Here is a 24536-nt window from a genome sequence, read left to right on the forward strand (position 1 = left end):
GCTTACCTTTCGCTCGCTTGGATGTAGACCGTACCCTGGCCAGTGAACTTCACCTGGTACGACTCGCCCGACGCCTGGCCGACAAAGGTTTTCCAGTTAAGGTCCGTGACGATGGTTGAACTCAGCTGCCCTGTGTGGCCGATATACGCTTGCGGGTCGACAAACACGGGCACGTCCGGCGTGACGGGCAAGCCGATGGCATTGCCATCCGACAAAATCGCCACTTCGCCCGTGCCTTGCAAGGTGGTGGTAAACAAGCCCTGGCCCGAGGCCATGCCGCGCACCACGCCCTGCACGCCGCCCTGGTTGCCCAGAAACATGGTGCCGGCCGTCAGGCGCGCATCGAAGGCCAGCAGGGAATCGCTTTCCACATAAAACGTTTCACCGCGCACGGGCACGATGCTGACGAACAGGCCTCCCTGCGCATAAAACACGCTGCCCGTGCCACGCGCCGACATCAGGGCATAACCCTCATTCGTGACGGCGCGCATGGCCAGGCTTTGCACGCCCTGGCCCGCCAGGAAGGAGCGGCTAAACGCCACGTCGCCCTGGTAAGACACCATGGCGCCCTTGCGCGCAAACACTTCCTCATTGCCGAGTTTGACCTCAAGCATCTTTTCGTTGATTTGCTGATAGACAGGCATGGCGACTCCTAGCGTTCGGCGGGCTGGATGAACACCACGCCCTGGCCTGTGAATTTATGCTGGTACGATTCGCCCGAGCTCTGGCCGATCATGGTGCGCCAGTTGACGTCGAAGACGAATTCCTGGCGAATATCGCCCTTGAAGCCGACGAAGGCGTCCGGGTCCACGCGCAGCGGGTGCGCGGGGGTCACTTCCAGCATGATCAGGTTGCCGCGCGAAATGACGGCCAGGTTGCCGTGACCTTCGACGGTGGTGGAAAACAGGCCCTGGCCCGAACTGGCGCCGCGCAGGCCGGCAAAGCTGGTGCCCGTCTTCAGGCTCGTGTCGTAGGCCAGCAGGCTGCTGCTTTCGATGGTCAGCTTTTCGCCGGCCAGCGCCATGACGGTGATCTCGGCCGCATTCTGCGCAAAAAACACGGTGCCCGTGCCGGCGGCCTGCATCACCTGCATGCCTTCGTTCGTCACCTTGCGCTTGAGCGCGCCGAAGATGCCCTCGCCACCGAGCAAGGATTTTTCAAATTTGATGCTGCCCGTATAGGCGACCATGGCGCCGGCGATCGCCAGCACTTTTTCATCCTGCAGGCGCACTTCCAGCAGGCGGTCGGTATTGGTGCGGAAACTGGTCACGCGCGACTCCCCAAGAATGCCAGGGCACAAAGCCATGGCTATCCGACAAGATACCGGGGGCCTTAGCGCCATGCAAGTGCTATTCCTCCCGGACGGGGGTGTTTGAATAGAAAAAAGCGTGCCCGGAGGCGTGCCTTGCGCTCGCGCCTGAAATGCCGCGCTTGCCGCACCGTCACATCGCGGTACACCTGTTCCATCCTGGAACAGGTATTGGTCCGCCGGCGCTCCGCCAGACGCACCACTTGCGCCCCAGCCCCCTCCTGTGCCGATGGCATGAAGCTTGCACAACAAGGGGATCGACCGTGCTCAGGGAGCCGCATCATGGAACACTACCAACTGGCCGGCAGCGGCCGCTCAGGCACGCGGCCGGTCCGGCGCAGCATCGTGTGCTGCGCGCTGGCACTGGCTTTTTTCCTGCTGGCCGCCAGGCTGGACCTGGCCGAACGGCTGACGCACGCCCTCTGGCGCCAAGAACACTGGCAACTCGACGAATTAGCCCTGAGCCTGCTGCTGCTGGTGCTGGCGATGGCTGCCTTTGCCGTGCGGCGCGGGCGGCAGGTGGCCCTGCTGCTGGCGCAGAACCGCGCCCTCACGCAGCGCCTGCTGCGCGCGCAGGAGGAGGAGCGCTGCGCGCTGGCGCGCGAGCTGCACGATGAAGTGGGACAAGACTGCACGGCCATCCGCGCCGCCGCCAGCTACATCCTGCGCGCGCGCGATGGCGACCAGGCGAACGTGCAAGCCTGCGCCGCCAGTATCGCCCGCTCGGCGGAAACGCTGCATGCGATGGTGCGCACCATGCTGCGCCGATTGCGCCCGCCCGTACTCGACAGCCTGGGCCTGGAAGCGGCCCTGCAGACGCTGTGCGACAGCTGGGCGCAGCAGCACGGCATCGTTTGCCGTTTTGCGCCGCACGCCATTCCCGCCAGCCTAGACGACAGCGTCGCCACGGCCATCTACCGCCTGGTGCAGGAAGGATTGACGAATGTGGCGCGCCACGCGGGCGCCGACCAGGCCACGGTGGAATTGCGCGCCGATACGCACGGCTTGCTGCACCTGGCCATCGAAGACAATGGCCAGGGTTTGCCCCAGGAAAAAACGCCAGCAGATGGCTTCGGCATGCTGGGCATGCGTGAAAGAGTGGCGGGCCTGCGCGGCCATATCCGCTGGATCAGCGCGCTGGGCAACGGCTTGCGCATCGAAGTGGCCCTGGCGGCACGGTGCGCGGCATGAACGCCATGAACAGCGCCCTGCAAGCGATCCGCGTGATGCTGGTGGATGACCACCCGGTGGTGCGCACGGGCTACCGGCGCCTGCTGGAACAGGGCGGCGACATCGCCGTCGTGGCCGAGGCGGGAAATGGCGAAACGGCGTATGCCCTGTATCTGGAGCAGGACCCCGATGTGTGCGTGACGGATTTGTCCATGCCCGGCATCGGCGGCCTGGAATTGCTGCGCAAGCTGCTGGCCCGCGATGCCGACGCGCGCGTGCTGGTATTCAGCATGCACGACACGCCGCAGCTGATCGCGCGTGCACTCGATGGTGGTGCCTGCGGCTTCGTCAGCAAGCAAGCCGACCCGGAGCACCTGGTAGATGCCGTGCGCGCCGCCCACGCAGGCCGGCGCTACCTCGACCCGCGTAGCGCCCCCGCCATGCTACAGGGTACGGCCCGCATGGAAGCGCAGCGTTTGAGCAGTCTGAGCCAGCGCGAATTCGAAATCTTCCGCCTGCTGGCCGAAGGCCGCAGCGCCGCCGACTGCGCCCGCCTGCTGCACGTGAGCAGCAAGACGGTGGCCAACCACCAGACCTGCATCAAGGAAAAGCTCGACGTGCCCGGCCCCGCCGCTTTGGTCCACCTGGCCTTACGCAACGGGGTCATCGAACACGTTCTGCCGAATGCCTGACCAAACCTACTGCGCGGCACGCTTTGCGGCCTGCGATGCTCACCGTACTAGAGTACGGTTGCGCTTCTTAGCCACAAATCCCATCCGCTCGCTACGGTTTTGTCAGGCATCTTGAGTGTCAAGAAAACCTAATTAAATACATAGCGCAAGCCCGCATTCACGCTGCGCGGCGCCCCGGCCGCATAGAAGGTCGCGTTGACCATCGGATACGCGCCGTTCACGGCGGGCAGCGGCCGGGCACTGAAATTGCCGCTGGCATCGAAACCCGTCGCGCCCAGTTGGGCCGCCGTCGCATATTTCCGGTCGAGCAGGTTATTCACCTGGGCAAATATGCTGAGCCGCGGCGTCAGCTGGTATTTGCCATTCAGCTCGACCACGGCATAGCCGCCGCTCTTGCCCGATCCCAGATACGCTGGTCCGCCTGCCTGGTGCTGGTTGTTTTCATTGCCGCGCGCATAGGCGCTGGAGACGGCCGTCATGGCCAGGCCCACCGTCCAGTCGCGTCCGCCCTGGACATCCACGTGCGCCTTGAAGATATGGCTGGGCGTCAGGGGAATCCGGTTGCCCGGCGTGATGACAATATTGCCTTCGAGGCCGGGCGCTTGCGCGTCGCTGCTGCTGTTGGCGCTGCCGTTGACAAGCTCGCGGCTTTGATACGTCGCCTGCAACCACGTGTAATTGACGCCGAAATCCAGCGCGCCCGCCTTGCCATCGACCGCCAGCTCGACGCCCTGGTGGCGCGTCTTGCCGAAATTCTTGAAGTAGCCAAAGCCGGCCTGGTTATCGGCCACGAACAGGATATCGTCGTGGTTTTCCGCGCGGAACACGCCCGCGCTCCAGCGGGCCACGCTGGAGAGCTTGCCGCGCACACCCGCTTCCCACGTCTTCGTCACCACCTGTTTTAATGGCGGGTCGCCGGCCATGGCGTTGGGCAAACGGCATGGGTTTTCCGGATCGGCGCAACCGAGTTCGATGGCCGTCGGCGTGCGGCTGCCTTCGTTGTAACCGAGGTAGGCGCCGATGCCGGCGGCCGGCGCATAAGCCAGGCCGATGGCGGGATTGAAGCGGCTGAAACGGTGGTCGCCATCGAGCGAACCGCTGCCGCCGCCGGGCGTGATGGCATCGCGGTTGCGCACCGTGCTGCGGTTGTAGCGGCCGGAAACGGTCAACGTTAAATCTTGATTGAGCGTAATGCTATCGCTCGCATACACGCTCCAGGTGCGCATGCGCCCGCTCAAGTCGACCCGGTTGTCCACGGGCGTGCCGTCGTCATCGATTTCCGTGCCGTCGGCAAAGAACGCGACGGGCGTGATGCTGCGGTCCGGATTCAGATAGCCGAACTGGCTGCTCTGGCGGAACGTAGCGTGGCTCGCATCAAAGGCGGCGCCGGCCGTGACGGCATGGCGCGCGCCGGCCACGTCGGCCAGCACGGTGAACTGGCCCGAAAAACCATAGTTTTCCTGCTGCGTGTGGCTGCGGTTGATCATGCCGTTGCATTTTTCGGCTGGCTCATCGTTCAGCAGCACATTGCCGATGCAGCGCCACTTGGGGAAAGGCGTATTGCTTGCATTCGCCCCGCTGGCGGGAAAACCCGTGTAGCCGGCCGCCGCCAGCGCCGCCCGCTCGGCCGCACCAGGCTGGTAGACGGACTGGTCGAGCGACTCGTCGTTCAAGTCGCCGTTGAAGGTGTGCGTGTCGATCTTGCGGTAGTACACATTGCCGGACAATAGCAAGGCATCGCTGGCCTGGTGCTTGCCCGACAGGTTCAGCAGGGTCGACTTGTTCTGCGTCAAATCGGGCTTGGTGTACACGCTGCGGTAGTCGCGCGCCAGCAGGCGCTGTTCCTGCAAGCCATTGCCCGTCAGCGCATTGTCCGCGTGCGCCACGGTGGCGGCAATGTCCGTGCGTGCATCGCTCCAGCCCAGCTTGCCGAACACCTGGCGCACGTCGGACGGTGAATCGTCGCGCCAGCCATCTTCCTTGAAACGGTTGCCCGTCCCATACCAGTGCCAGCCCTGCGCATTGCTGCCGCCATGCTCGAACTCGACGGCGCGCCGCTGGTTCGAGCCCAGGCGCGCTTCGATGGCGGTGCCGGGACTGCTCTTGCCATCCTTGGTTTGCAGGGCCAGCGCGCCGCCCAGGGTGTTGAGGCCGAACAGGGGATTCGAGCCGGGCATCAGGGTCAGAGAGGCTATCGCCATGCGCGGGATCAAGTCCCAGCTGACGACATCGCCAAAGGGCTGGTTCAGCCGCATGCCGTCCAGATACACGGACAGGCCTTGCGGCGTGCCCAGCAAGGGCGAAGCCGTGTAGCCGCGGTAGCTGACGTCGGGCTGGAACGGGTTGTTTTGCACCTCGTTCACCACCACGCTGCCCAGGTTGCGGCGCAAGAAGGCTGAAATGTCGAGCGCATCGCTGCGGGCGATCTGCTGCGCGCTGGCCGTCTGCACGGGTGCGGCCAAGGTATCGCGCGGCTGATCCACGGTAGGCAGCGGCATGCTGCCCGTGATGATGACGGTGGGCAAGTCGACGGCGATGATCGTGCTGGCGTCAGCGGCAAGGTCGGCGGCCTGCGCCTGGCACAGCGCCATGGCGGCGGCAGCGAATAAAGTCAATTTCATGCGGGTCCCCAGTTTTATCATGGTTTTTATTACTGTCCAGTATCAGGCAGCGGCCACCAATGGACTAGGGAAAAACTCCCGCCGTGCAGGGGATTAACGTTGCAGTGGCAAGTAACTCTGTTTGAGCTGGCGCAAGACAAAGCTCGATTTGCTGTGGCGGATGCCGGGGATTTTATATAAACGCTCGCGCAGCAGGCGTTCGTAGTCGCGCGTGTCGCTGACGGCGATGCGCAGGTAGTAATCGTAGTCGCCGGAGACGAGAAACGCTTCCAGCACTTCCGGGATCATGGCCAGGGCGTGGCCGAATTCGAACAGGGCCTGGTCCGAATGGTCGTCCAGCGTGACTTGCACGATGACGGTGTCGGCCAGCCCCACCTTGGCCGCGTTGACGTTCACCGTATAGCCCTCGATGACGCCATCGTCTTCCATGCGCTTGATGCGCGCCCAGCATGGTGACGAGGTCAGGCCCACCCTGGCGCTCAGCTCGTGCAGGCTGATGCGGGCATCCTGCTGCAAGGCCGTCAGGATGGCGAGGTCGAATTTGTCCAGCTTCATTCTGTCATATCCTTATTTCACAGCAAATTTTACTGAATATTACATTCTATCCGAGAAAACCAGCAGCCTTTTCTGCCAGGGCAAGCAGAAAATAGACCCATGAAACCCGATCCCGCCCCCCTCCTCGCTCCCGCCCACGATCTTGCGCCGCGCAGCGGCGCCAGCACCCTCATCGACACTCTGCTCGCCCTGGGCGTCGACACCGTCTTCGGCTATCCGGGCGGCGCCGTGCTGCCCCTGTACGACGCGCTGCACGCCCAGCCCCGTTTGCGCCACGTGCTGGTGCGCCACGAACAGGCAGCCGTGCACGCGGCCGAAGGTTATGCGCGCAGCACGGGCCGGCCCGGCGTCGTCTTCGTCACCTCCGGCCCCGGCATGAGCAACACCACCACGGGCTTGCTCGACGCCCTGTGCGATTCGATTCCCGTCATCTGCATCAGTGGCCAGGTGGCCACCACCAGCATCGGTACAAACGCCTTCCAGGAATGCGATGCGCTGGGCATTTCGCGCCCCGTCACCAAGTGGAACCGGCAGATCCGCACGGCAGAAGAAACGGCGGCCGTGGTGCAGGAAGCGTACGCGCAAGCCACGCAGGGAAGGCCCGGCCCCGTGCTGATCGACTTTCCCAAGGATATGCAGCTGGCGCCCGTCACGCACCACACGCCGCTGCCACCCGCCGCCGCCCGGGTTCCCCTGCCCGCCAGCGCCGACCTGGAACGGGCCGCCAGCCTGATCGCGGGCGCGCGCCAGCCCGTGTTCTATGGCGGCGGGGGTCTCATCAATTCCGGCCTGGACGCCTGCGCCGCCTTCGGGCAGTTGGTGAAACTGGCTGCCGCGCCCTGTACCCTGACCCTGCTGGGCCTGGGCGCCTTTCCCGCCTCGCACCCCGCCTTCCTGGGCATGCTGGGCATGCATGGCACGCTGGAAGCGAACCTGGCCATGCACCATGCGGACCTGATCGTCTGCGTCGGCGCCCGCTTCGACGACAGGGTCACGGGGCGCCTGGATGCCTTTTGTCCTGGCGCAAAGATCATCCACGTCGATATCGACCCGGCGTCGATAGACAAGGTGGTGCGCGCCGACGTGGCCCTGCGCGGCGACTGCGCGCCCGTGCTCACCGCCCTGCTGGCGCAGCTGCGCGGACGCTTGCTGGCGGACCGCCAGCCGTGGTGGCGGCGCATCGATGGCTGGCGCGCGCACAATTCGCTGGCCTTCGACGACACGCCGGAAGTGATCGCGCCGCAGGCGCTGATGCAGCGGCTGCAGGCGGCCCTGGACGGACAGGACGCCATCGTATCCACCGACGTGGGCCAGCACCAGATGTGGGCGGCGCAGCACTTGCGTTTCGAGCAGCCGCGCCGCTGGCTCACCTCGGGCGGCGCCGGCACCATGGGTTATGGCTTGCCGGCCGCCATCGGCGCGCAGGTCGCCCATCCCGGCAAGCGCGTCGTGTGTGTCAGCGGCGACGCCTCGATTTTGATGAATATCCAGGAACTGGCGACGGCAGTGCAGCACCGCCTGCCCGTCAAAGTGGTATTGTCGAACAATGGCTATATGGGCATGGTGCGCCAGTGGCAGGAGCTGCACCACGGCGAGCGCTACAGCCACAGCTACACGGAAGCGCTGCCCGATTTCGTCGCCCTGGCGCGTGCGTTTGGCTGGCAAGCGCACACGGTGAGCCGGCGCGAGGAACTCGATGCAGCGTTGGCCGCCTGCCTGGCATCCGAAGGCCCCTGCTTCCTCGACGTGCGCGTGCACGGCGCAGAAAACTGCTTCCCCATGATGGCGCCCGGCGCGGGCCACCATGAAGTCACCCTATCCAAGGGAAAAGTGTACAGCGAACGGTAGGTCGGATTAGCGGCAACGCCGCGTAATCCGACACCACCACCGGCCTCGCCAACGACGTTGTCGGATGACGGCCCTTCGGACCTCATCCGACCTACGCCCACACTCGGTAGACCCAGTAACTTTCATCATCGCGGCTGGCGCGCGCCAGTTCGGTGGGGCTCAAGCCCGTGATGGCGCGCACCTCGCGGCACAGATGGGCCTGGTCGGCGTAGCCGCCCTCGGCGGCGATATCGCTCCATGAAGCATTGCCTTGCAGCATGGCCTCGCGCGCGTCGAGAAACGACTGCTCCGCGCGGCGCATGCGGCGCAAGGTGCGCATGGGCTGGCCGGCCCAGGCCTTGATGCGGCGCTCGATATTGCGCACGCCGCTGGCCAGGCCCGTCGATGCCGCTTGCACACCCAGGCGGCGCACCCAGTCCTGCATGGCGCCGGCCGGATGGTCGCCATTTCCGCGCGCCACCGCCCAGCGCGGCGCCAGGAAGGCCTCCACCAGCGCGATGCGTGCCGCGTCGTCGGGTGCGGCCAGCACGGCATCGGACAGCGCCAGCCAGTCGGCATCGAACAGCGGTTCGAGCGGGCGCACCTGGTCGAACATAACTGCCATGTCGATGCCCGTCAGCGCGTGCAGCGCGGCCGGATACAGCATCACCATGAACGAGTGCACGGGGCCGGGGTTGTAGCTGACCAGCGGATAGCCGCGCGGGCCACTGAACAGGGCTGGCGGCATGCGCACATGCAGCAGGTCGGGGCCAGGTGCCGCCGCCTCGACCTCGCCCGCGACGGTCCACAGCAGGCAGCACATGGGCGTGGCGGGGAAACGGTTCAGGCGCTGCGCCGGCGGCAAGAGCGCACAGCCGGTGGTGTCGCGCACGAGGAAGGCGCGCACGCAGGAAGCGAGCGCGGTGCGCGGCGCGATCAGGCGGGTCAGGGGCGGTGGGGGCGTCTGGGCGGCAGGCATGGCGACGATTGTACCGGCAATTGCGGGCGCCGCGCGATGTCGTATTCGTTCAAGACGCGCGAACGCAAGCGCGCTACAGTCATGTCATCGTTCCCACTGAAACAGGAGCTTGTCATGCCACCACTCGACCACGCCGCCGCGCCCGCCACCACTCCGCCCCTGCGGCAGATCCGCCAATTGCCGGGGCCGTTTGCCCTGCCCATTATCGGCAACGCGCTGCAAGTGAAACTGCCGCGTATCCACCGCGACGTGGAAGGCTGGGTCCGGCGCTATGGCCCCTACGTGCGCGCCTGGTTCGGCCGCACCCTGGTGCTGGTGGTGGCCGACAGCGAAGTCGTGGCTGCCGTGCTGCGCGACCGCCCGGATGGCTTCCGGCGCCCCTTGTCGAGCTATACGGTTTCGGTGGAAATGGGCGGCAACCCGGGCCTGTTCCTGGCCGAGGGCACGCAATGGCGCAACCAGCGCCGCATGGTCATGGCCGGCATGGCGCCGGGCGCCATCAAGGCCTACTTCCCGGCGCTGGTGACGGTGGCGCAGCGCCTGCAGCGACGCTGGCACATTGCCGCCACGCAAGGCCAGACGATCAGCCTCGATGGCGACCTGAAACGCTACACGGTCGACATCATCGCCGGCCTGGCCTTCGGCACGGCAGTCAATACGCTCGAATCGGGCGAGGACGTGATCCAGCGCCACCTCGATTCGATCCTGCCTGCCGTGGCGCGGCGCAGCCTGTCGATGCTGCCGTACTGGCGCTATGTCAAACTACCCGTCGACCGGCGCCTGGACCGCGACGTGGCGGCGCTGGACGTGGCCGTGGCCGACCTGGTGCGGCAAGCGCGGGCCCGCCTGGAGCACGATCCCGCGCGGCGCGTGCGCCCGCCCAACCTGCTCGAAGCCATGATCGCCGCCGCCGACGAAGCCGACAGTGGCGTGGACGACCGCGCCGTGGCCGGCAATGTGCTGACCATGCTGCTGGCGGGCGAAGACACGACGGCCAACACGCTGTCCTGGATGATTTACCTGCTGCAACGCCATCCGCACACCCTGGCCAAGGCGCGCGAGGAAGTGCGGCGTCTGGCGCCCGACGTGGCGCACTTCAGCCTGGCGCAAATGGACAGCCTCGACTATCTTGGCGCCTGCGCCAGCGAGGCCATGCGTCTGAAGCCGGTGGCGCCCTACATCCCGCTCGAAGCGCTGCGCGACACGGTGGTGGGGGACGTGGCCGTCCCCGCCGGCAGCATGCTGTGGTGCGTGATGCGCCATGACAGCGTGTCCGATGCGCACTTTCCCGACGCCCAGGCTTTCCGGCCCGAGCGCTGGCTGGCCGGCAATGAAGAAGCCAACGACAAGCGCGCCGCCATGCCCTTCGGCGCCGGGCTACGCACCTGCCCCGGCCGCTATCTGGCCTTGCTGGAAATCAAGATCGCCATGGCCATGCTGCTGGGCAGCTTCGACATCGCTGGCGTCGATACGCCCGATGGCGGCGAGGCACAGGAACTGATGGGCTTTGTGATGTCGCCCATCGGCCTGTCCATGCGCCTGGCGCGACCACAGTGATACCATGGAGAACATCTCATCTACTTGAATTCCCCATGACAATCCGCCTGGAATCGCCGCAGCAAGCCGATGTGCAGCTCCTGATCGCCGAGCTTGATGCCTATCAACAAACCCTGTATCCGGCCGAATGCGTGTACTCGCTGGACCTGGCGTCCGTGCCGCCGGACAGCCTGCTGTTTGCCGTTGCCCGCGATGCAGAAGGCACGGCGCGCGCCTGCGGCGCCATCGTCGTCACACCCGATTTCGGCGAAGTCAAGCGCATGTATGTGCACCCGGACAGCCGCGGCCAGGGCCTGGCCAGGCGTCTGCTGGCCCTGCTGGAAGAACAGGCGCTGGCGCGCGGCTGCCGTTTGCTGACCTTGGAGACGGGCATCCACCAGCCTGCAGCCATCGCCCTGTACGCGCGCCACGGCTATCAACAGCGCGGACCGTACGGCGACTACCCCGACGATCCGTTCAGTGTCTTCATGGAAAAACCGCTGCAGGTGGCCGCATGAATGCGCCATCCGACAGCCTGCTCGACATCCGCGCGCGCCTGCGCGCCTTTGCCGCCGAGCGCGACTGGGACCAGTTCCACACGCCCAAAAACCTGGCCATGGCCTTGTCCGTGGAAGTGGCGGAACTGGCAGAGCACTACCAGTGGCTGCCCACGGGTGCGGACAGCGAGCTGGACGAAGCGTCGCGCACGGGCATCCGCCACGAACTGGCCGACGTGCTGATGTACCTGGTGCGCCTGGCCGACAAGAGCGGCGTCGACCTGCATGCGGCCGTGCTGGAAAAGATGCTGCTCAACGCACAGAAGTACCCGGCGCAGCAGGTCCGCGGCGACGCGCGCAAATCGACGCAATACTGACAACCATGCGTGCGTGGCTGCCGCGCAAAAAAGGCGTAGCATCAAGCCATGCGCATCCCTCTCTCCCTGCTGCTTGCTGGCTTGCTCGCTGGTTCACTGTCCAGCGCTGCTGCGCTGGCGCAAACCGCGTCCGTGCCGCAAGTGAAAGTGGACGCCACGCGCGACCCCGTCGACAAATCCTACCGCAAGATGCTGCAGGGCGTGGACCGCTTCGAGCGCGACCATGCGCTGGCGCCGCAGGCGACACTGCGCTTCCGTTTGCTGCCGCGCCAACCTGGCGTGGACATGAGAGGCGTGCAGCTGCGCATCGCCGGCGACACCATCAGCATTCCTCTGCCCTTGGCGGAGGACAACAGCTTTGCCCCCGTGCGCAACGCGCAAGCCGCGCGCGAGGATGCCATCCTGATCGCCAACCGCAGGGCTTCCACCATGAGCTGGCGCGCGCAGGTCATCACGCCCGGCTTGCCGCCCGGCACGCGGCGCCTGGGCGACTTGCGCCTGGAATGCCGCGCCGGCATGGATTCGGGCCTGATTTCAAACAACCCGCAAATCATCGCCTGGCTGTCCAGCATGCTCTACAGCACCGACAAGGTGTGTTCCGAAGCGGACGGCAATTATTTGTTTTTCACGGACCGTCCCCTGTTTGGCGTAACCCTCGTGCATGGCGAGCGCCGCCTTGCCCTGCCGTTCACCATGCTGTACGCGGGCGGCGAGCAAACGCCCGCCTCGCTGCCCTATTGCGATTGCCAGGTCTTGCTCGACCGCACGTATTACGCACCCCTGTGGGACGCCAGCTGGCCCGACGATACCTTGCTGGAATTTACTTACATGGACGAGGTGGCGCCATGAAATGGCTGTCACTGATCATCTTGACAACGCTGGCCGCCTGCTCCGGCACGCGCGCATTACAGGCAAGCAAGACTGTGCCTTACGCCACCCTGGAGCAGACGGTGCAGCCGGGCAGCAGCACGCGCGAACAGGTGCGCACGGCGCTAGGCGACAGCACGTCCATCCGTTTCGACAGCGGCAATGAAGTGTGGATGTACAACTACCCCGCCGCTGCGGGCGCGCAGGGAGAATATGTGATTTTGTTTGGCGGGGATGGGGTGGTGCAGAAGGTGCGCAGCGGGGAAGTGTATCGGGTAAAGAGGTAATGACTGTAGCGCGTAGCTGAAGGCGGGTAAATTGGGGGCAGACCCGACGGGGGGTATGCGCCCCAATGGGGAGCATACCGATCACGCAGTGACTGACCCCGGCATTTTGCTACCTCGCCTTTAACAGTGCCCTTGCCGTCACGCCCGCACCCACGCTGCGGCCCACGCCGGCAGCCTTGCGCTTGGGCGATGCCTTCAATTTAAAGATACCGATCGACTGGGCCACGCTGTCGGTGCGCCGCGCCAGGTTGGTGGCAGCCGCAGCGGCCTGCTCCACCAGCGCCGCATTCTGCTGCGTGATGCCGTCCATGTGGATAACGGCCTGGTTGACTTGACCGATGCCCTGGTTCTGCTCGCGCGTGGTGGAAGAAATCTCGTCCATCACTTCCGTCACGCGGGCCACCGAGGCAATCACTTCCGCCATGGTGGCGCCCGCATTGCTGGTCAGCACGCTGCCCGCATTCACGGTGGCGATCGAATGGTCGATCAGATTCTTGACTTCCTTGGCCGCCGTTGCCGAGCGCTGCGCCAGGCTGCGCACTTCACCGGCCACGACGGCGAAGCCGCGGCCATGCTCTCCCGCACGCGCCGCTTCCACGGCCGCGTTCAAGGCCAGGATGTTCGTCTGGAAAGCGATGCCGTCGATCAGGCCGATGATGTCGAGAATCTTGCGCGACGAGGTGCTGATTTCATTCATCGTGGTGACCACTTCACTGACGATGGTGCCGCCCTTGGCCGCGACGGTCGATGCCTGCACTGCCAGGTCGTTGGCCGTGGCGACGTGGTCGGCGCTGTTTTGCACCGTGGACGTCAATTCCTCCATGCTGGCCGCCGTCTGCTCCAGGCTGGAAGCCTGCGATTCCGTGCGGCTGGACAAGTCCATATTGCCGGTGGCAATTTCCGCCGTAGTGACGCGGATATCCTCGAAGTTGGCACGCACGTCGCCGATGATGCTGTGCAAGTTGATGTTGGTCTGGCGCAAGGCCGCCATCAATTGACCCATATCATCATCACGCACCTTGTCGATCACGCCCGTCAGGTCGCCACCTGCCATCTTGCGCGCCACCGTGATGGCGTCGCCCAGCGGCGCGACCAGCGAATTGTGCAGATGGGCCCAGAAATACAGCATCAGCGCGACAGCCGCGGCGGCCGCGCCACTGAGCCAGCTGCGCGTGGCCGTGCTCGTATCGCCATCGATATTCCACACGGCGCAGCCGAGGATGGCCAGCACCACGCCAAAGACGATGCAATGCAGGGCCAGGTCTTGCGACAGGCTCAGCTTGCGCCATTCGGCCAGCTTGGCGGCCCAGCCCTGGCGCACGACGCGGCCCTTGCGAATCGCCAGCCTGGCGGTATTGCCATCTTTAAAACTTTTATACAGGGCTGCCGCTTCATTGATCTGCTCGCGCGTGGGCTTGGTACGCACGGACATATAGCCGATCGGACGGCCGTTTTCAATGACGGGGGTGATATTGGCGAAGACCCAATAAAAATCGCCATTCTTGCAGCGGTTCTTGACCATGCCAGTCCATGGCATGCCCGTCTTGATGGTATCCCACAGGTCGGCAAAGGCTTCGGCCGGCATATCGGGATGACGCAGGATATTCTGTGGCGCACCCAGCAGTTCCATTTCTGAAAAACCGCTGACTTCAATGAAATACTGATTGGCGTAATTGATGTTTCCCTTTAAATCCGTGGTGGAAACAATCGTCATGCCTTCATTTAATACGTATTCATTTTGCGTGATTGGCGTATTGACCCGCATCGTCGCTCCTCTATTTTTTTCAACTAGCATAACAAAAACATAAAAACAATATACCACATCAAGCACCGGCAAGATATCGCCAAGGCGACAGTGATGCTGGTCAAACAATTTAATAAAAGTTAATTTATTTATGTTTTACAATTTACTTTGATTCAACTTAATTGATTTTATTGAAATGCGATATTCAAATTGCGTGCACACACAATAATTAATAAAAATTTATGTAACGATGCGGCAGACAATAAATATGGTGTGTATGCCGATAAAAAGACGCGGAAGCATTGCAATCACTGGCGGCACTTGGCGACGCCTGCCGGCAGGCATGACTTAGCCATCATGAACATTTACTGAGGGAAAATAAAAAACTGGCGCGAACGCGCCAGTGGGGGATATGTCTCCAATCCGCGACACAGGCGCCGGAGCGCCCGTGGGGATGGCTTACTTGAATGTCTTACGCGGTGGCGACTTCGGACGCGGAGCCGCAGGCTTGCGTTCCGTCGTGCCGTCATCGAGGCTGATGCGCAATTTCTGGCCCGAGACCACGACCGATTTCAGGTGGTCGAGGATTTCCGGCGGCATGCCTTCCGGCAGGTCCAGCACGCTGTAGTTGTCAAAGATATCGATGCGGCCGATATGCTTGGCTTCCAGGTTCGCTTCGTTGGCGATGGCGCCGACGATGTTGCTTGGCGTCACGGCGTGCTCACGGCCCACTTCGATACGGTAAGCCGTCACGCCCGGGCGTGGACGTTCCTTCTTCGGCGCGCGCGGCGCTGGTGCTGCGTCGCCCGCGTCGGCCGGGGCATCCTTGAACGCTGGCGCGGACTTGGCGGCAAACGGCTTGCGCGGCGCGGCTGGCGGCGCCAGGTCAGGTGCATCGCCGTCGCGGCTGATGCGCAGCTGCTGGCCCGCTACCCACACGGTTTTCAGCTGGTCCAGCAATTCTTTCGGCATGCTGTCTGGCAAGTCCAGGACGCTGTAATCGTCATAGATTTCGATGCGGCCGATATTTTTAGAATCGATGCCCGCTTCGTTGGCGATGGCGCCCACGATATTGCCCGGTTTCACGCCATGCTGATGACCTACCTCAATACGGAAAGTTTGCATGCCGGCGTCGGCTGGACGTTGAATGCGTTCCTTTTTCGGGAAGGCCGGGCGTTCGCCACGCTCGCTGCGCTCGTTACGCTCGAAGCGGTCGCCCCGTTCCGGACGATCGTTGCGCTCGAAACGGTCCTGGCGCACAGGACGGTCGTCTTGCCACGTGGCTTGCTCGCGCGCCTTGTTCTTGTCCAGCAACAAAGGCACATTGCCACGCGCCATCTTCGCCAGGGCGGCGGCGATTTCGATGGCGGGAATGTTCTTTTCGCGTTCAAGATCTTCGATCAGCGACTGGAACTGCTCCAGTTCGCCCAGGGCCAGGGTTTCGCTGATCTGTTCCTTGAACTTGGCGATACGCACGTCGTTGACGGCCTGGATCGTTGGCAGTTCCAGCATGCTGATCGGCTGGCGAGTCGAGCGTTCGATGGCTTTCAGCAAGTTCTTTTCACGCGGGGTGATGAACAGAATCGCTTCGCCGCTGCGGCCAGCGCGGCCAGTGCGGCCGATGCGGTGGGTATAGCTTTCCGGATCGTGCGGCACGTCGTAGTTGACGACGTGGCTGATGCGCTCGACGTCCAGGCCGCGGGCGGCCACGTCGGTTGCCACGAGGATGTCGATCTTGCCGTCTTTCAACTGCTGGATCGTGCGCTCGCGCTGCGCTTGCTGGATGTCGCCATTGATGGCGGCAGCCGAGAAGCCGCGGGCTTGCAGTTTGCCAGCCAGCTCTTCCGTGCCCAGCTTGGTGCGGGCGAAGATGATCATGCCGTCAAACGCTTCCGCTTCCAGGATGCGGGTCAACGCGTCGAGCTTGTGCATGCCCGACACCAGCCAGTAGCGCTGGCGGATGTTGTCGGCCGTGCCCGTCTTGGCGGCAACCGTCACTTCGGCCGGGTTCACCAGGTACGTCGTGGCAATGCGTTTGATGACGGAAGGCATGGTGGCCGAGAACAGGGCCGTTTGATGGCCATCCGGCGTTTCTTTCAAGATACGTTCGACATCGTCGATAAAGCCCATGCGCAGCATTTCATCGGCTTCGTCGAGCACCAGCGTTTTCAGCTTGGACAGGTCGAGCGAACCCTTGTCCAGGTGATCGATGACGCGGCCAGGGGTGCCAACGATGACGTGCACACCGCGGCGCAAGGCCGACAGTTGCGGACCGTAGCTTTGGCCGCCGTAGATCGGCAGTACATGGAAGCCGGGGATGTGGGCAGCGTACACCTGGAACGCTTCGGCGACCTGGATGGCCAGTTCGCGCGTCGGTGCCAGGACCAGGGCTTGGGGTGAGCTTTGTTTCAGATCAATGCGCGACAGGATAGGCAAGGCGAAGGCGGCGGTCTTACCCGTGCCTGTTTGCGCCTGGCCCAGCACGTCGCGGTTAGCGAGCAACAATGGAATCGTGGCCGCCTGGATAGGCGACGGTGTTTCGTAACCGACATCCTTGAGCGCGCGAATCAGCGGCTCGCTCAGGTTGAGGTCGGAAAATAAGGAAATTGGTGTATCAGACATGAAATCACTCACAAGTTCGCTCGAATCGCCCAATGCGAAAGAGTGTATCTGCTAGTTTACTCTTTACTGGACCTTACCGGGTGGCTGCATGCCGCAGAACGCCGTTTTTTGCGGCATATGGACCGAAAAAAGGCAGAAAAATCGGTGATCCGCACGCAATTGGCGCGTGATTTAGCTAACTTTTGCCAACATTAAACGATACACAACAATGTGCCGCCTGCGCCTGTTCTGCGCAGCAACGGCAACGGCGGGCGCCTCGCGACTAAGGCGCCCGCCCCTTTTCAGGTGCGCAGGAACTCCAGCAAGTCTTCATTCAGGCGGTCCTTGTGCGTTGTCGCCAGGCCGTGCGGCGCGCCCGCATACACGAGCAATTTGCTGCCGATGACGAGCTCAGCCGTGCGCCGAGCGGAGGCGGCGATGGGCACGATCTGATCGTCGTCGCCATGGATCACCAAAGTCGGCACGTCGAACCTGGCCAGGTCGCCGGTGAAATCCGTTTCTGAAAATTGCTTGATGCACAGATAGGATGCCGGCATGCCGGCCTGCATGCCTTGACGCCAGAAACTGTCGCGCACGCCCTGCGACGGCTTTGCATCGGGGCGGTTGTAGCCATAGAAGGCCTCGCTCAAGTCGCGGAAGAATTGGCTGCGGTCGGCCTGCACGCCCGCGCGGATGGCGTCAAAGGTGGATAGCGGCAAGCCCGTCGGGTTGTCCGGCGTCTGCAGCATCAGGGGCGGCACGGCGCCTACCAGCACCGCGCCCGCCAGGCGGTCCGTACCATGGCGGCCGATGTAGCGCGCCACCTCGCCGCCACCCGTCGAGTGACCGACCAGGGTGGCGCCCGTCAAGTCCAGCGCCTCGATCAGGGCGGCCAGGTCATCGGCATAAGTATCCATGTCGTTGCCGTCGAAGGGCTGGCTGGAGCGGCCATGGCCGCGCCGGTCGTGCGCGATGACGCGGTAGCCATGCGAGGCCAAATAAAACATCTGGTCTTCCCAGGCGTCGGACGACAGCGGCCAGCCGTGGCTGAAGACGACGGGCGGACCGCTGCCCCAGTCCTTGTAGTAGATCAGGGTGCCGTCGGCGGTACGCAGGGTATTGCTCGATTGCAAGTCAGTGGCAGTCATGGAACGCTCCTTGTCGGTGGGCCAACTGCCATTGTGGCCGCAATGTCGCGCACACGCCGCGCGCTACGCTGGGCATTGCGGTAGAGTAAGATTGCCGCTGCTTTGCTTTCCCGTATTCACTTTTGGAGTTGTCATGCGTTTTCCCTACGTCCTCGCCGCCAGCCTGTTCAGCACGGCCGCCCTCGCCCAACCGCTCGTTGCCGAAGCGCCCCTACGCGCCCATCTGTCCTTCCTGGCCGACGATTTGCTCGAAGGACGCGGCACGGGCCAGCGCGGCGGCGACCTGGCCGTGCGCTACCTGGAAACCCAGGCGGCCGTGGCCGGCTTGCAGCCATTGAAGGATGGCACGTACCGCCAGGCGCTGAGCATCGTCGGCAGCAAGGCCTTGCCATCGAGCAAGGTGACGTTCAGCGTCGGCGGCAAGACCCTCGCTCCCGCATTCGGCAAGGACATCGTCTTTGGTGCCGCCAATGGCAAGGACAAGGTGGCATTCGACGCGCCCGTCGTGTTTGCCGGCTACGGTATCCGTGCTCCCGAAGAGCGCTGGGACGATTTCAAGGGTGTAGATTTAAAAGGAAAGTTGCTCATCATGATGGTCAACGATCCGCAGCCGACCGCTGCCGAGCCGAAGCGCTTTGCCGGCAAGTCCCTCACATATTACGGCCGCTGGGTCTACAAGTACGAGGAAGCGCTGCGCCAGGGCGCCGCCGGCGTCTTGCTGATCCATACGACCGAGTCCGCTTCGTATCCGTGGTCGGTGCCCGCCAATGGCTTCGGCCACGAGCGCTTCAGCCTGGCTGGCGCGGGTAATGCCATGGAAGGCTGGCTGCAGGAAGACACGGCGCGCGCCCTGTTCCAGGCGGGCGGACAGGATCTGGACGCCTTGCGCGCACAGGCGGAAACGCGCGAGTTCCGCCCCGTGGCCTTGAATGCCACGGTCAAAGTGCAAGTCGACAGCCAGATCCGCAGCATCGAGCAATTCAACGTGGCCGGCATCGTGCCAGGCACGGACCCGAAACTGAAGGACGAAGCCGTCATTTACTCGGCCCACTGGGACCACCTGGGCAAGGATGACGTAGGCAACGGCCGCAGCGGCCAGAGTGACCATATCTACAACGGCGCCATCGACAACGCTTCGGGCGCGGCGGCCCTGCTGGCCATGGCGCAGGTGGCCGTGAAACAGCCGGCGCGCCGCACGCAGATCTTCCTGTGGCCGGCCGGCGAGGAAACGGGCATGCTGGGCAGCACGGCCTACACGCGCGCGCCCCTGTGGCCGCTGGCCAAGACGGCCGCCGACCTGAACCTCGACAGCATGAATTTCGTCGGCAAGACGCACGACATCGGCGTGGCCGGCGCCGAGCGCAGCAGCCTGTACGCGAGCGCCGCCAAGGTAGCCAAGCGCATGGGCCTGCGCCTGGCGCCGACGATACCCGACCTGTCCGGCGCCTTTTACCGGGCCGACCATTTTGCCTTCGCCAAGGCTGGCGTGCCCGCCTTCAACGTGGGCTCGGCCGTGTTTTCCGGCGACGGCTCGTTCGACTTCGTGCAGGAGCCGAAAGCCTCCGGCGAGCGCCTGGTCGCGTTTAAAAAGGATTACCATCAGGTAACGGATGAATACCACCCGTCGTGGGACTTGTCGGGCATGGTGCAGCAGGCGCAATTCACACTGAACCTCGGCTATGAAGTCGCAAACGACAAGAACTTGCCTACTTGGAACAAGGGCGAGGCGTTTGGAAAGGTGAAGCGGTAACGTCTAGCGTAGGTCGGATTAGCGGTGGTGTCGGATTACGCGGCGTAGCCGCTAATCCGACCTACACTGGTTGATTCAAATCGCCATGATGCGTTTCAAGTCGATGAACGCCGTTTCATACAAATGTTGAAACGCGCCCACCATGACCTCTTCCACGCCCTCGGCCGCGTCGAACTCGCTAGACCATTCCGCCACGCACTCATTTGCGCCCGGCTCGCCCGTGACGCGCAAGGTGGAACGGTAATTCTTGACGGGGATCGGGCCCGAGACGATGGTGTAGCTGTAGCTCTTGTCCGCCTCGCTGTAGCTTTGCAGGCGTTCGGCGATGATGGCGCCGTCCGTGGTTTTCAGGCGGCGCACGCGGCCGCCATGCTCGGACAGGCTGGTTTTGATCGAGCTCGACCATTCAGCCAGCGACTGGAAGCCGCCGATAAAATCCCACACGCGTTCGGCGCTTGCCGCCAATGTTACAGAAACAATTACTTGGGCCATCTTTAATTCGGTTCCTCATCCAGGTTTGCCGGGCAACTCCGCCCGGCCGGCCGGAGTTGCCCGGCACAGCCGCTATTTTAGCGCCCATGCGGCTTTGCTGCTGAGCGCGCGTTGGGCTAGACAATAGCGGCTGGCCAGCCTGGCGAGGAAGTCTTACAAGTTTTCCGCCAGGAAAATCAAGGAATTGCCGTGCGCGTGGGCTGCGGCGCGCTGCTGGTAGCTGTCGCGGTGGGTGCAATTGAAACCGTGCTCGGCGCCCGGGTAGATATGGATTTCCACGTCTTGCCGGTCGTCGAAGCGTTCGGCGATCTTTTGCACGGCGTCAAGCGGGATGTGGCTGTCCTGGTCGCCGAAATGCATGAGCAGCGGCACCTTGATCCGGTCGGCCAGGTCCAGCTTGTTCTGGATGCCGCCGCCGTAATAAGCGATGGCCGCGTCGACCAGGCCGGCCGCAGCCGTTTGAAACGACAAACGGCCGCCGAAGCAGTAGCCGACCGAGGCCAGCTTGCCCGTCACTTCCGGGCGCGCGCGCAAGACGGCAACGGTGGCGGCGATATCGGCGTCGGCATGCGGATTATCGGTGGCCTGCATCAATTCCACAGCGCGCTTCCAGCCGTCCGCGTCATAGCCCAGCTCGATGTGCGCGCCAGCGCGCCAGAACAGGTCGGGCACCAGCACCACGTAACCATCGGCCGCGTACTGATCGGCCACGGCGCGGATGTGCTCGTTGACGCCGAAAATTTCCTGCAACAGGATGATGGCGGGGCCCTTGCCCACATGCGGCACGGCCAGATAAGCCTGGAAGCTGCCGTCCGGGCCGGCGATATCGATCCACTGCGAAGTTGTGCTCATAGAAACTCCAGTCTGAGGTTGAGGGGAATGCCACAGCCAGGCATGTTACTGGTTTTTCTCCCTTCCCGTGCCGGCACCTCTCGGCTCTTGGCCAGGAGTTAATACATCTCGCGCAAATAAATAACGGGACCGGATCGCAAGACACCAAACACGACACTGCCCACCGTGCTGGGCAGGTAGGTCAGGCCGGGCACGGAGACATCGACGCTGCCCGGCACGCCAGGGGCCAGCAACATCAGGCTCCCGTTGGGAGGCAAAAGCCCTGCGACAAAGGCATAGGTCCCGCCCTGCACCTTCGTGGCGCCATTGCACACGCCGTCCCCGGAAGTGAGCATCTTGCGGCAGTTGGCCAGAACGACGGCGGCCTGGGTAAATGTAGTGACGCTGTCGGACGTATTGCTCACCCAGCGCCCATTCCAGTACTGCACTTGCACGGGCAGCCGGATGGGCAGGCGCTCGGAACCATAGCTGTTCGGCACCATCATGCGGCCCGTCAGGACGGTCAACTTTCCTTCCGTGCCCGAGGCGGACGGCGCCGACGTCACGACGCCGACGCCTGGGTACGTGGTGGTGGCGCGGAACAGCACGTCGGTGGGTGGCGCCAGCACTGTAGCACCGGCTGGCACCGCATAGGCGCCGGGAAAGCGATAAGCGATGACGGTGTCGGCCACGCCTTTTTTGAAATTGCTTGCGGCGATGCCGCTCACGACAGTCTGCGCGGCGGTGCCATCGGTGAGCTGGCTACCCGCAGGATCGACCGGTGGCAAAGCCGTCTTGCCAGTGGCTGCATCATAGGCCTGCAAAGCCACGTTCGCCGGCAAGCTCTTGTCCTGACCGTCGAAATTGATCGTCGTCGCATTCGATGCATTCTGCGCCGTGATGCGCAAGCCAAACGCTTGTCTGGAATACACAAATTTGCCCGCGGTCTGGCCCGCCTGCGCACCCACGCACGTCAGTGGCGCAACGCATGGCATGGGCACCGTCCCGGTCACTGCCGTCGCAAAGTGGTGGGGAATGAATTGCACATTGGCGCTATTGCCTGTTGCCACCGGTGGCGTGATGCCATTGACAGGTGGCAACGTCCACCCCAGGTAGGCAGGCAAGGTGGCGGTAAATTGGATAGTGCCTACTTCCGGCCAGCTCATGTTGCTGGCGGTGCCTATGCCGTTGCCATTGTTGAAGGCCAGGCTGCCCGCGACTGCGGGGTTGGCCGCGCCAAAAGTGGGAGCGACGAGGATACTGCCCAGCATCACCGTCTGCGCCGTCGTTTCCCGGCCAAAGTTACCTGTTACGGCACCGGCCGCGTTCAAGGCCGATACGCTGATGCGGGTGGCCGGCGCCGCCGGCACCGCGGCCAGCCCGGCGCGCTGCGGTGTGGCGATGGCGCTGAACGCGAAACGCTTGGGACCCACGATGACATTGCCGCTGCCCGTCATGCTCAAGCCGCTGTCGCTGCCGCTGGTCGAGGCATACGCGGCCGTCAGGCCCAGCGCGCCCGCATCGGCGTACTGCATGTTCGGCGTGGCCTGGCCGTTGACATCGAAGGCCAGCGGCACGGCGGCACCGCCCGCGCTGCAGGCACTGCCCGTATTGGCGGCCAGGGGGATGTAGGTGCCATCCTTGTCCTGTATGCGCGCGGGCAAGGTGCCCGTGCCGGGATTGGCATAGGTGCAGCGCAGCTGCAAGGTCTTGTTCTGGTTGGCAAACAGGGGCACGCAGGCGCGCGGATTCGATGGCGACGCCTGCAGCGCGCTGATGGCGATGCGCTCCTCGACCTCGGCATAACGGGGTATGCCGCTCACCTGCAGCGCGCTGCTCACAAATGCCATCTGACAATTGGTCATGCTGCCGTCGACGCTGCTCTTGCAGACCAGCGCCCCCGTCGTCGCCAGCGTACTGCTCAGGCTCAGGGGAACGTTGCTGGCCGGCGTGGTCTGCGCCACGCTGGACGTGGCCGTGCCCGTCGCCGGCTGGGTGGCGTTGATTTGCGCCACCGCGCCGCCCGGCGTCAGCGTGACCTCGGCCGCGCCTGTGTAGATGGCGCTGCAGGCCGCGTCGGCGCAGGCCGTCACGGTCACGGGCGCAGGCGCGCAGCTCAGCGCCGAGGGCGGATGCGTGATCTGGAAATGATGCGGCCCCGCCTGGGTGCCAGGGCCGCACTTCGGCCCCATCGGTTCATTGAAGGCCCAGCCACTGTTGTTCGTCACGCAGCTGCACGGATTGGACGGCGTGTAGGCCTTGCAGGTAATGGTCTGCTGCACCCGGCCGTGATATCCCAATGTAATGTGATCGACCAAGGCGTTGCCGGTGATGGTCGCATCGGAATTCCCAAGGGTCACGTTTCCACCTTCTACATTGCCCTTGATGGTAGCTTTGTTCTCAACGACCAGCGTCTGGGATGCCTTCACATCGCCCGTCACAACCAGGTCCGTCGACTTGAGTTGGATGGAAGGGGCAGTCAGGTTGCCCGTCACCTTGCTTGCAGACTCGATCAAGAGCGAGGTGCTGGCGGTGATGCTGCCATCAATAACGACAGCGGAAGCGGTAACGATGGTAGTACCGGTAATAGCCCCCGTGACATTCACTCTCGATGCGAGATTTATTGGCCCTGTCGAGCTAATACCGTTTGTGACCTTGGAATCAGCCTCGATGGCCACGGAGCCGCCTTGGATAGCGCCATTCACGGTCGAACGGGCAGAGATAGTGACGGCACCCGTTGTATTAAGATTGCCTGTCACGCTGATCGGACTACCACCCAGCTTGATCGACGACGCTATGATATTGGCGACTATGTTTTGCCCGTTCTGCCCGCCTGCGATGAAGGTGCCGCCATTGGCGATAATGGTACCGCCACTTATTTTCAAACTCGATGGCGGGTTGTCGCTGACATTGATATCTCCCTTGGCCGTCAGGGTAGCTGTGCCTCTCATCGTCAAGCCTTGGTTATACGTTATGGTCACAGGGCTGTTGACTACAACGCTGATGCCAGTGGCAATAACGACGGCGTCGTTCCACTCCATCGCCAGGGACGCGCAGGTATACTCTGTCCTGGCTTCGTTCACGTTGCAGCCAGCGACAGCGCCGCCATCGAAATTAAGGGTGGCCGCCTGGGCCATGCCGGTCGATAACAAGAAGAACAAACCAAGGAAAAAAATGTGTATGCGCACGATGTTCAGAAATCGGATAAATGGGAGGTGGCGGGCGGCACATTAACTATCTCATGCTAAGCTGT

The 24536-nt window shown here is 63.5% G+C and carries 20 protein-coding genes; 9 read left to right on the forward strand and 11 right to left on the reverse strand.

From position 1 onward, the window contains the following. Positions 1 to 2: 2 nt before the first annotated feature. Complete coding sequence (locus C8C89_RS01590) at positions 3 to 644, reverse strand: AIM24 family protein (RefSeq protein WP_101483726.1); 642 nt, start codon at positions 642 to 644, stop codon at positions 3 to 5. 8 nt (positions 645 to 652) lie between these two features. Continuing rightward, positions 653 to 1306, reverse strand: a complete 654-nt coding sequence (locus C8C89_RS01595; protein WP_101483725.1) for an AIM24 family protein — start codon at positions 1304 to 1306, stop codon at positions 653 to 655. 285 nt (positions 1307 to 1591) lie between these two features. On the opposite strand from C8C89_RS01595, the gene C8C89_RS01600 reads away from it, so the two are divergent. Both C8C89_RS01600 and C8C89_RS01605 read left to right on the forward strand, forming a co-directional pair. Continuing rightward, positions 1592 to 2500 carry a histidine kinase gene (locus C8C89_RS01600; protein ID WP_166674648.1) on the forward strand — a complete coding sequence of 303 codons (909 nt, stop codon included), beginning with the start codon at positions 1592 to 1594 and terminating at the stop codon, positions 2498 to 2500. Next, a complete protein-coding gene (locus C8C89_RS01605; protein WP_243857865.1) occupies positions 2497 to 3171 on the forward strand; it encodes a response regulator transcription factor in 675 nt (224 codons plus the stop codon). Before C8C89_RS01600 ends, C8C89_RS01605 begins: the two co-directional genes overlap by 4 nt. A gap of 128 nt (positions 3172 to 3299) precedes the next feature. Here the strand turns inward: C8C89_RS01605 and C8C89_RS01610 are convergent, their stop codons facing one another. After that, the gene (locus C8C89_RS01610; protein ID WP_243857866.1) at positions 3300 to 5792 is read right to left on the reverse strand and encodes a TonB-dependent receptor; all 2493 of its coding nucleotides are present in this window, start codon (positions 5790 to 5792) and stop codon (positions 3300 to 3302) included. Positions 5793 to 5885: 93 nt separating this feature from the next. After that, a complete protein-coding gene (locus tag C8C89_RS01615) occupies positions 5886 to 6347 on the reverse strand; it encodes an Lrp/AsnC family transcriptional regulator (RefSeq protein WP_101483722.1) in 462 nt (153 codons plus the stop codon). A gap of 99 nt (positions 6348 to 6446) precedes the next feature. On the opposite strand from C8C89_RS01615, the gene ilvB reads away from it, so the two are divergent. Continuing rightward, complete coding sequence (gene ilvB / locus C8C89_RS01620) at positions 6447 to 8195, forward strand: biosynthetic-type acetolactate synthase large subunit (protein WP_133988733.1); 1749 nt, start codon at positions 6447 to 6449, stop codon at positions 8193 to 8195. Between the two features lie 91 nt (positions 8196 to 8286). On the opposite strand, the gene C8C89_RS01625 is transcribed toward ilvB, so the two are convergent. Further along, the gene (locus tag C8C89_RS01625) at positions 8287 to 9153 is read right to left on the reverse strand and encodes an AraC family transcriptional regulator (protein WP_243857867.1); all 867 of its coding nucleotides are present in this window, start codon (positions 9151 to 9153) and stop codon (positions 8287 to 8289) included. A gap of 114 nt (positions 9154 to 9267) precedes the next feature. On the opposite strand from C8C89_RS01625, the gene C8C89_RS01630 reads away from it, so the two are divergent. From C8C89_RS01630 to C8C89_RS01650, 5 genes are read left to right on the forward strand one after another with little or no spacing between them, the layout of a single operon-like run. Beyond that, the gene (locus C8C89_RS01630) at positions 9268 to 10710 is read left to right on the forward strand and encodes a cytochrome P450 (RefSeq protein ID WP_243857868.1); all 1443 of its coding nucleotides are present in this window, start codon (positions 9268 to 9270) and stop codon (positions 10708 to 10710) included. A 35-nt stretch (positions 10711 to 10745) separates the two neighbouring features. Next, complete coding sequence (locus C8C89_RS01635; RefSeq protein ID WP_133988735.1) at positions 10746 to 11207, forward strand: GNAT family N-acetyltransferase; 462 nt, start codon at positions 10746 to 10748, stop codon at positions 11205 to 11207. Beyond that, positions 11204 to 11563 (forward strand): nucleotide pyrophosphohydrolase, encoded by a 360-nt coding sequence (locus C8C89_RS01640; RefSeq protein ID WP_133988736.1) that lies wholly within the window; start codon positions 11204 to 11206, stop codon positions 11561 to 11563. Before C8C89_RS01635 ends, C8C89_RS01640 begins: the two co-directional genes overlap by 4 nt. 48 nt (positions 11564 to 11611) lie before the next feature. Beyond that, the gene (locus tag C8C89_RS01645) at positions 11612 to 12412 is read left to right on the forward strand and encodes a hypothetical protein (RefSeq protein ID WP_133988737.1); all 801 of its coding nucleotides are present in this window, start codon (positions 11612 to 11614) and stop codon (positions 12410 to 12412) included. After that, entirely contained in the window at positions 12409 to 12717 is a 309-nt protein-coding gene (locus tag C8C89_RS01650; protein ID WP_133988738.1) for an outer membrane protein assembly factor BamE, read from the forward strand. Before C8C89_RS01645 ends, C8C89_RS01650 begins: the two co-directional genes overlap by 4 nt. 109 nt (positions 12718 to 12826) lie before the next feature. On the opposite strand, the gene C8C89_RS01655 is transcribed toward C8C89_RS01650, so the two are convergent. The 3 genes from C8C89_RS01655 to C8C89_RS01665 form a co-directional block, all read right to left on the reverse strand. Then, entirely contained in the window at positions 12827 to 14482 is a 1656-nt protein-coding gene (locus C8C89_RS01655) for a PAS domain-containing methyl-accepting chemotaxis protein (RefSeq protein ID WP_133988739.1), read from the reverse strand. A 438-nt stretch (positions 14483 to 14920) separates the two neighbouring features. Next, entirely contained in the window at positions 14921 to 17083 is a 2163-nt protein-coding gene (locus C8C89_RS01660; RefSeq protein WP_101484840.1) for a DEAD/DEAH box helicase, read from the reverse strand. Between the two features lie 281 nt (positions 17084 to 17364). Further along, positions 17365 to 18210, reverse strand: a complete 846-nt coding sequence (locus tag C8C89_RS01665) for an alpha/beta hydrolase (protein WP_101483714.1) — start codon at positions 18208 to 18210, stop codon at positions 17365 to 17367. A 133-nt stretch (positions 18211 to 18343) separates the two neighbouring features. Between C8C89_RS01665 and C8C89_RS01670 the strand changes: the two genes are divergently transcribed. After that, on the forward strand, positions 18344 to 19960 hold the full coding sequence (locus C8C89_RS01670) for a M28 family peptidase (RefSeq protein WP_133988740.1): 1617 nt from the start codon (positions 18344 to 18346) through the stop codon (positions 19958 to 19960). A gap of 75 nt (positions 19961 to 20035) precedes the next feature. On the opposite strand, the gene C8C89_RS01675 is transcribed toward C8C89_RS01670, so the two are convergent. The 3 genes from C8C89_RS01675 to C8C89_RS01685 form a co-directional block, all read right to left on the reverse strand. After that, positions 20036 to 20452: an SRPBCC family protein gene (locus tag C8C89_RS01675; RefSeq protein ID WP_101483713.1), complete on the reverse strand. Its 417-nt coding sequence runs from the start codon at positions 20450 to 20452 to the stop codon at positions 20036 to 20038. A gap of 153 nt (positions 20453 to 20605) precedes the next feature. Next, complete coding sequence (locus tag C8C89_RS01680) at positions 20606 to 21304, reverse strand: dienelactone hydrolase family protein (protein ID WP_101483712.1); 699 nt, start codon at positions 21302 to 21304, stop codon at positions 20606 to 20608. A gap of 98 nt (positions 21305 to 21402) precedes the next feature. Further along, positions 21403 to 24234: a DUF6701 domain-containing protein gene (locus C8C89_RS01685; RefSeq protein WP_166674649.1), complete on the reverse strand. Its 2832-nt coding sequence runs from the start codon at positions 24232 to 24234 to the stop codon at positions 21403 to 21405. Positions 24235 to 24536: the final 302 nt, after the last annotated feature.

The organism is Janthinobacterium sp. 75, from assembly GCF_004365495.1.
In the GTDB taxonomy this organism is placed as follows: domain Bacteria; phylum Pseudomonadota; class Gammaproteobacteria; order Burkholderiales; family Burkholderiaceae_D; genus Janthinobacterium.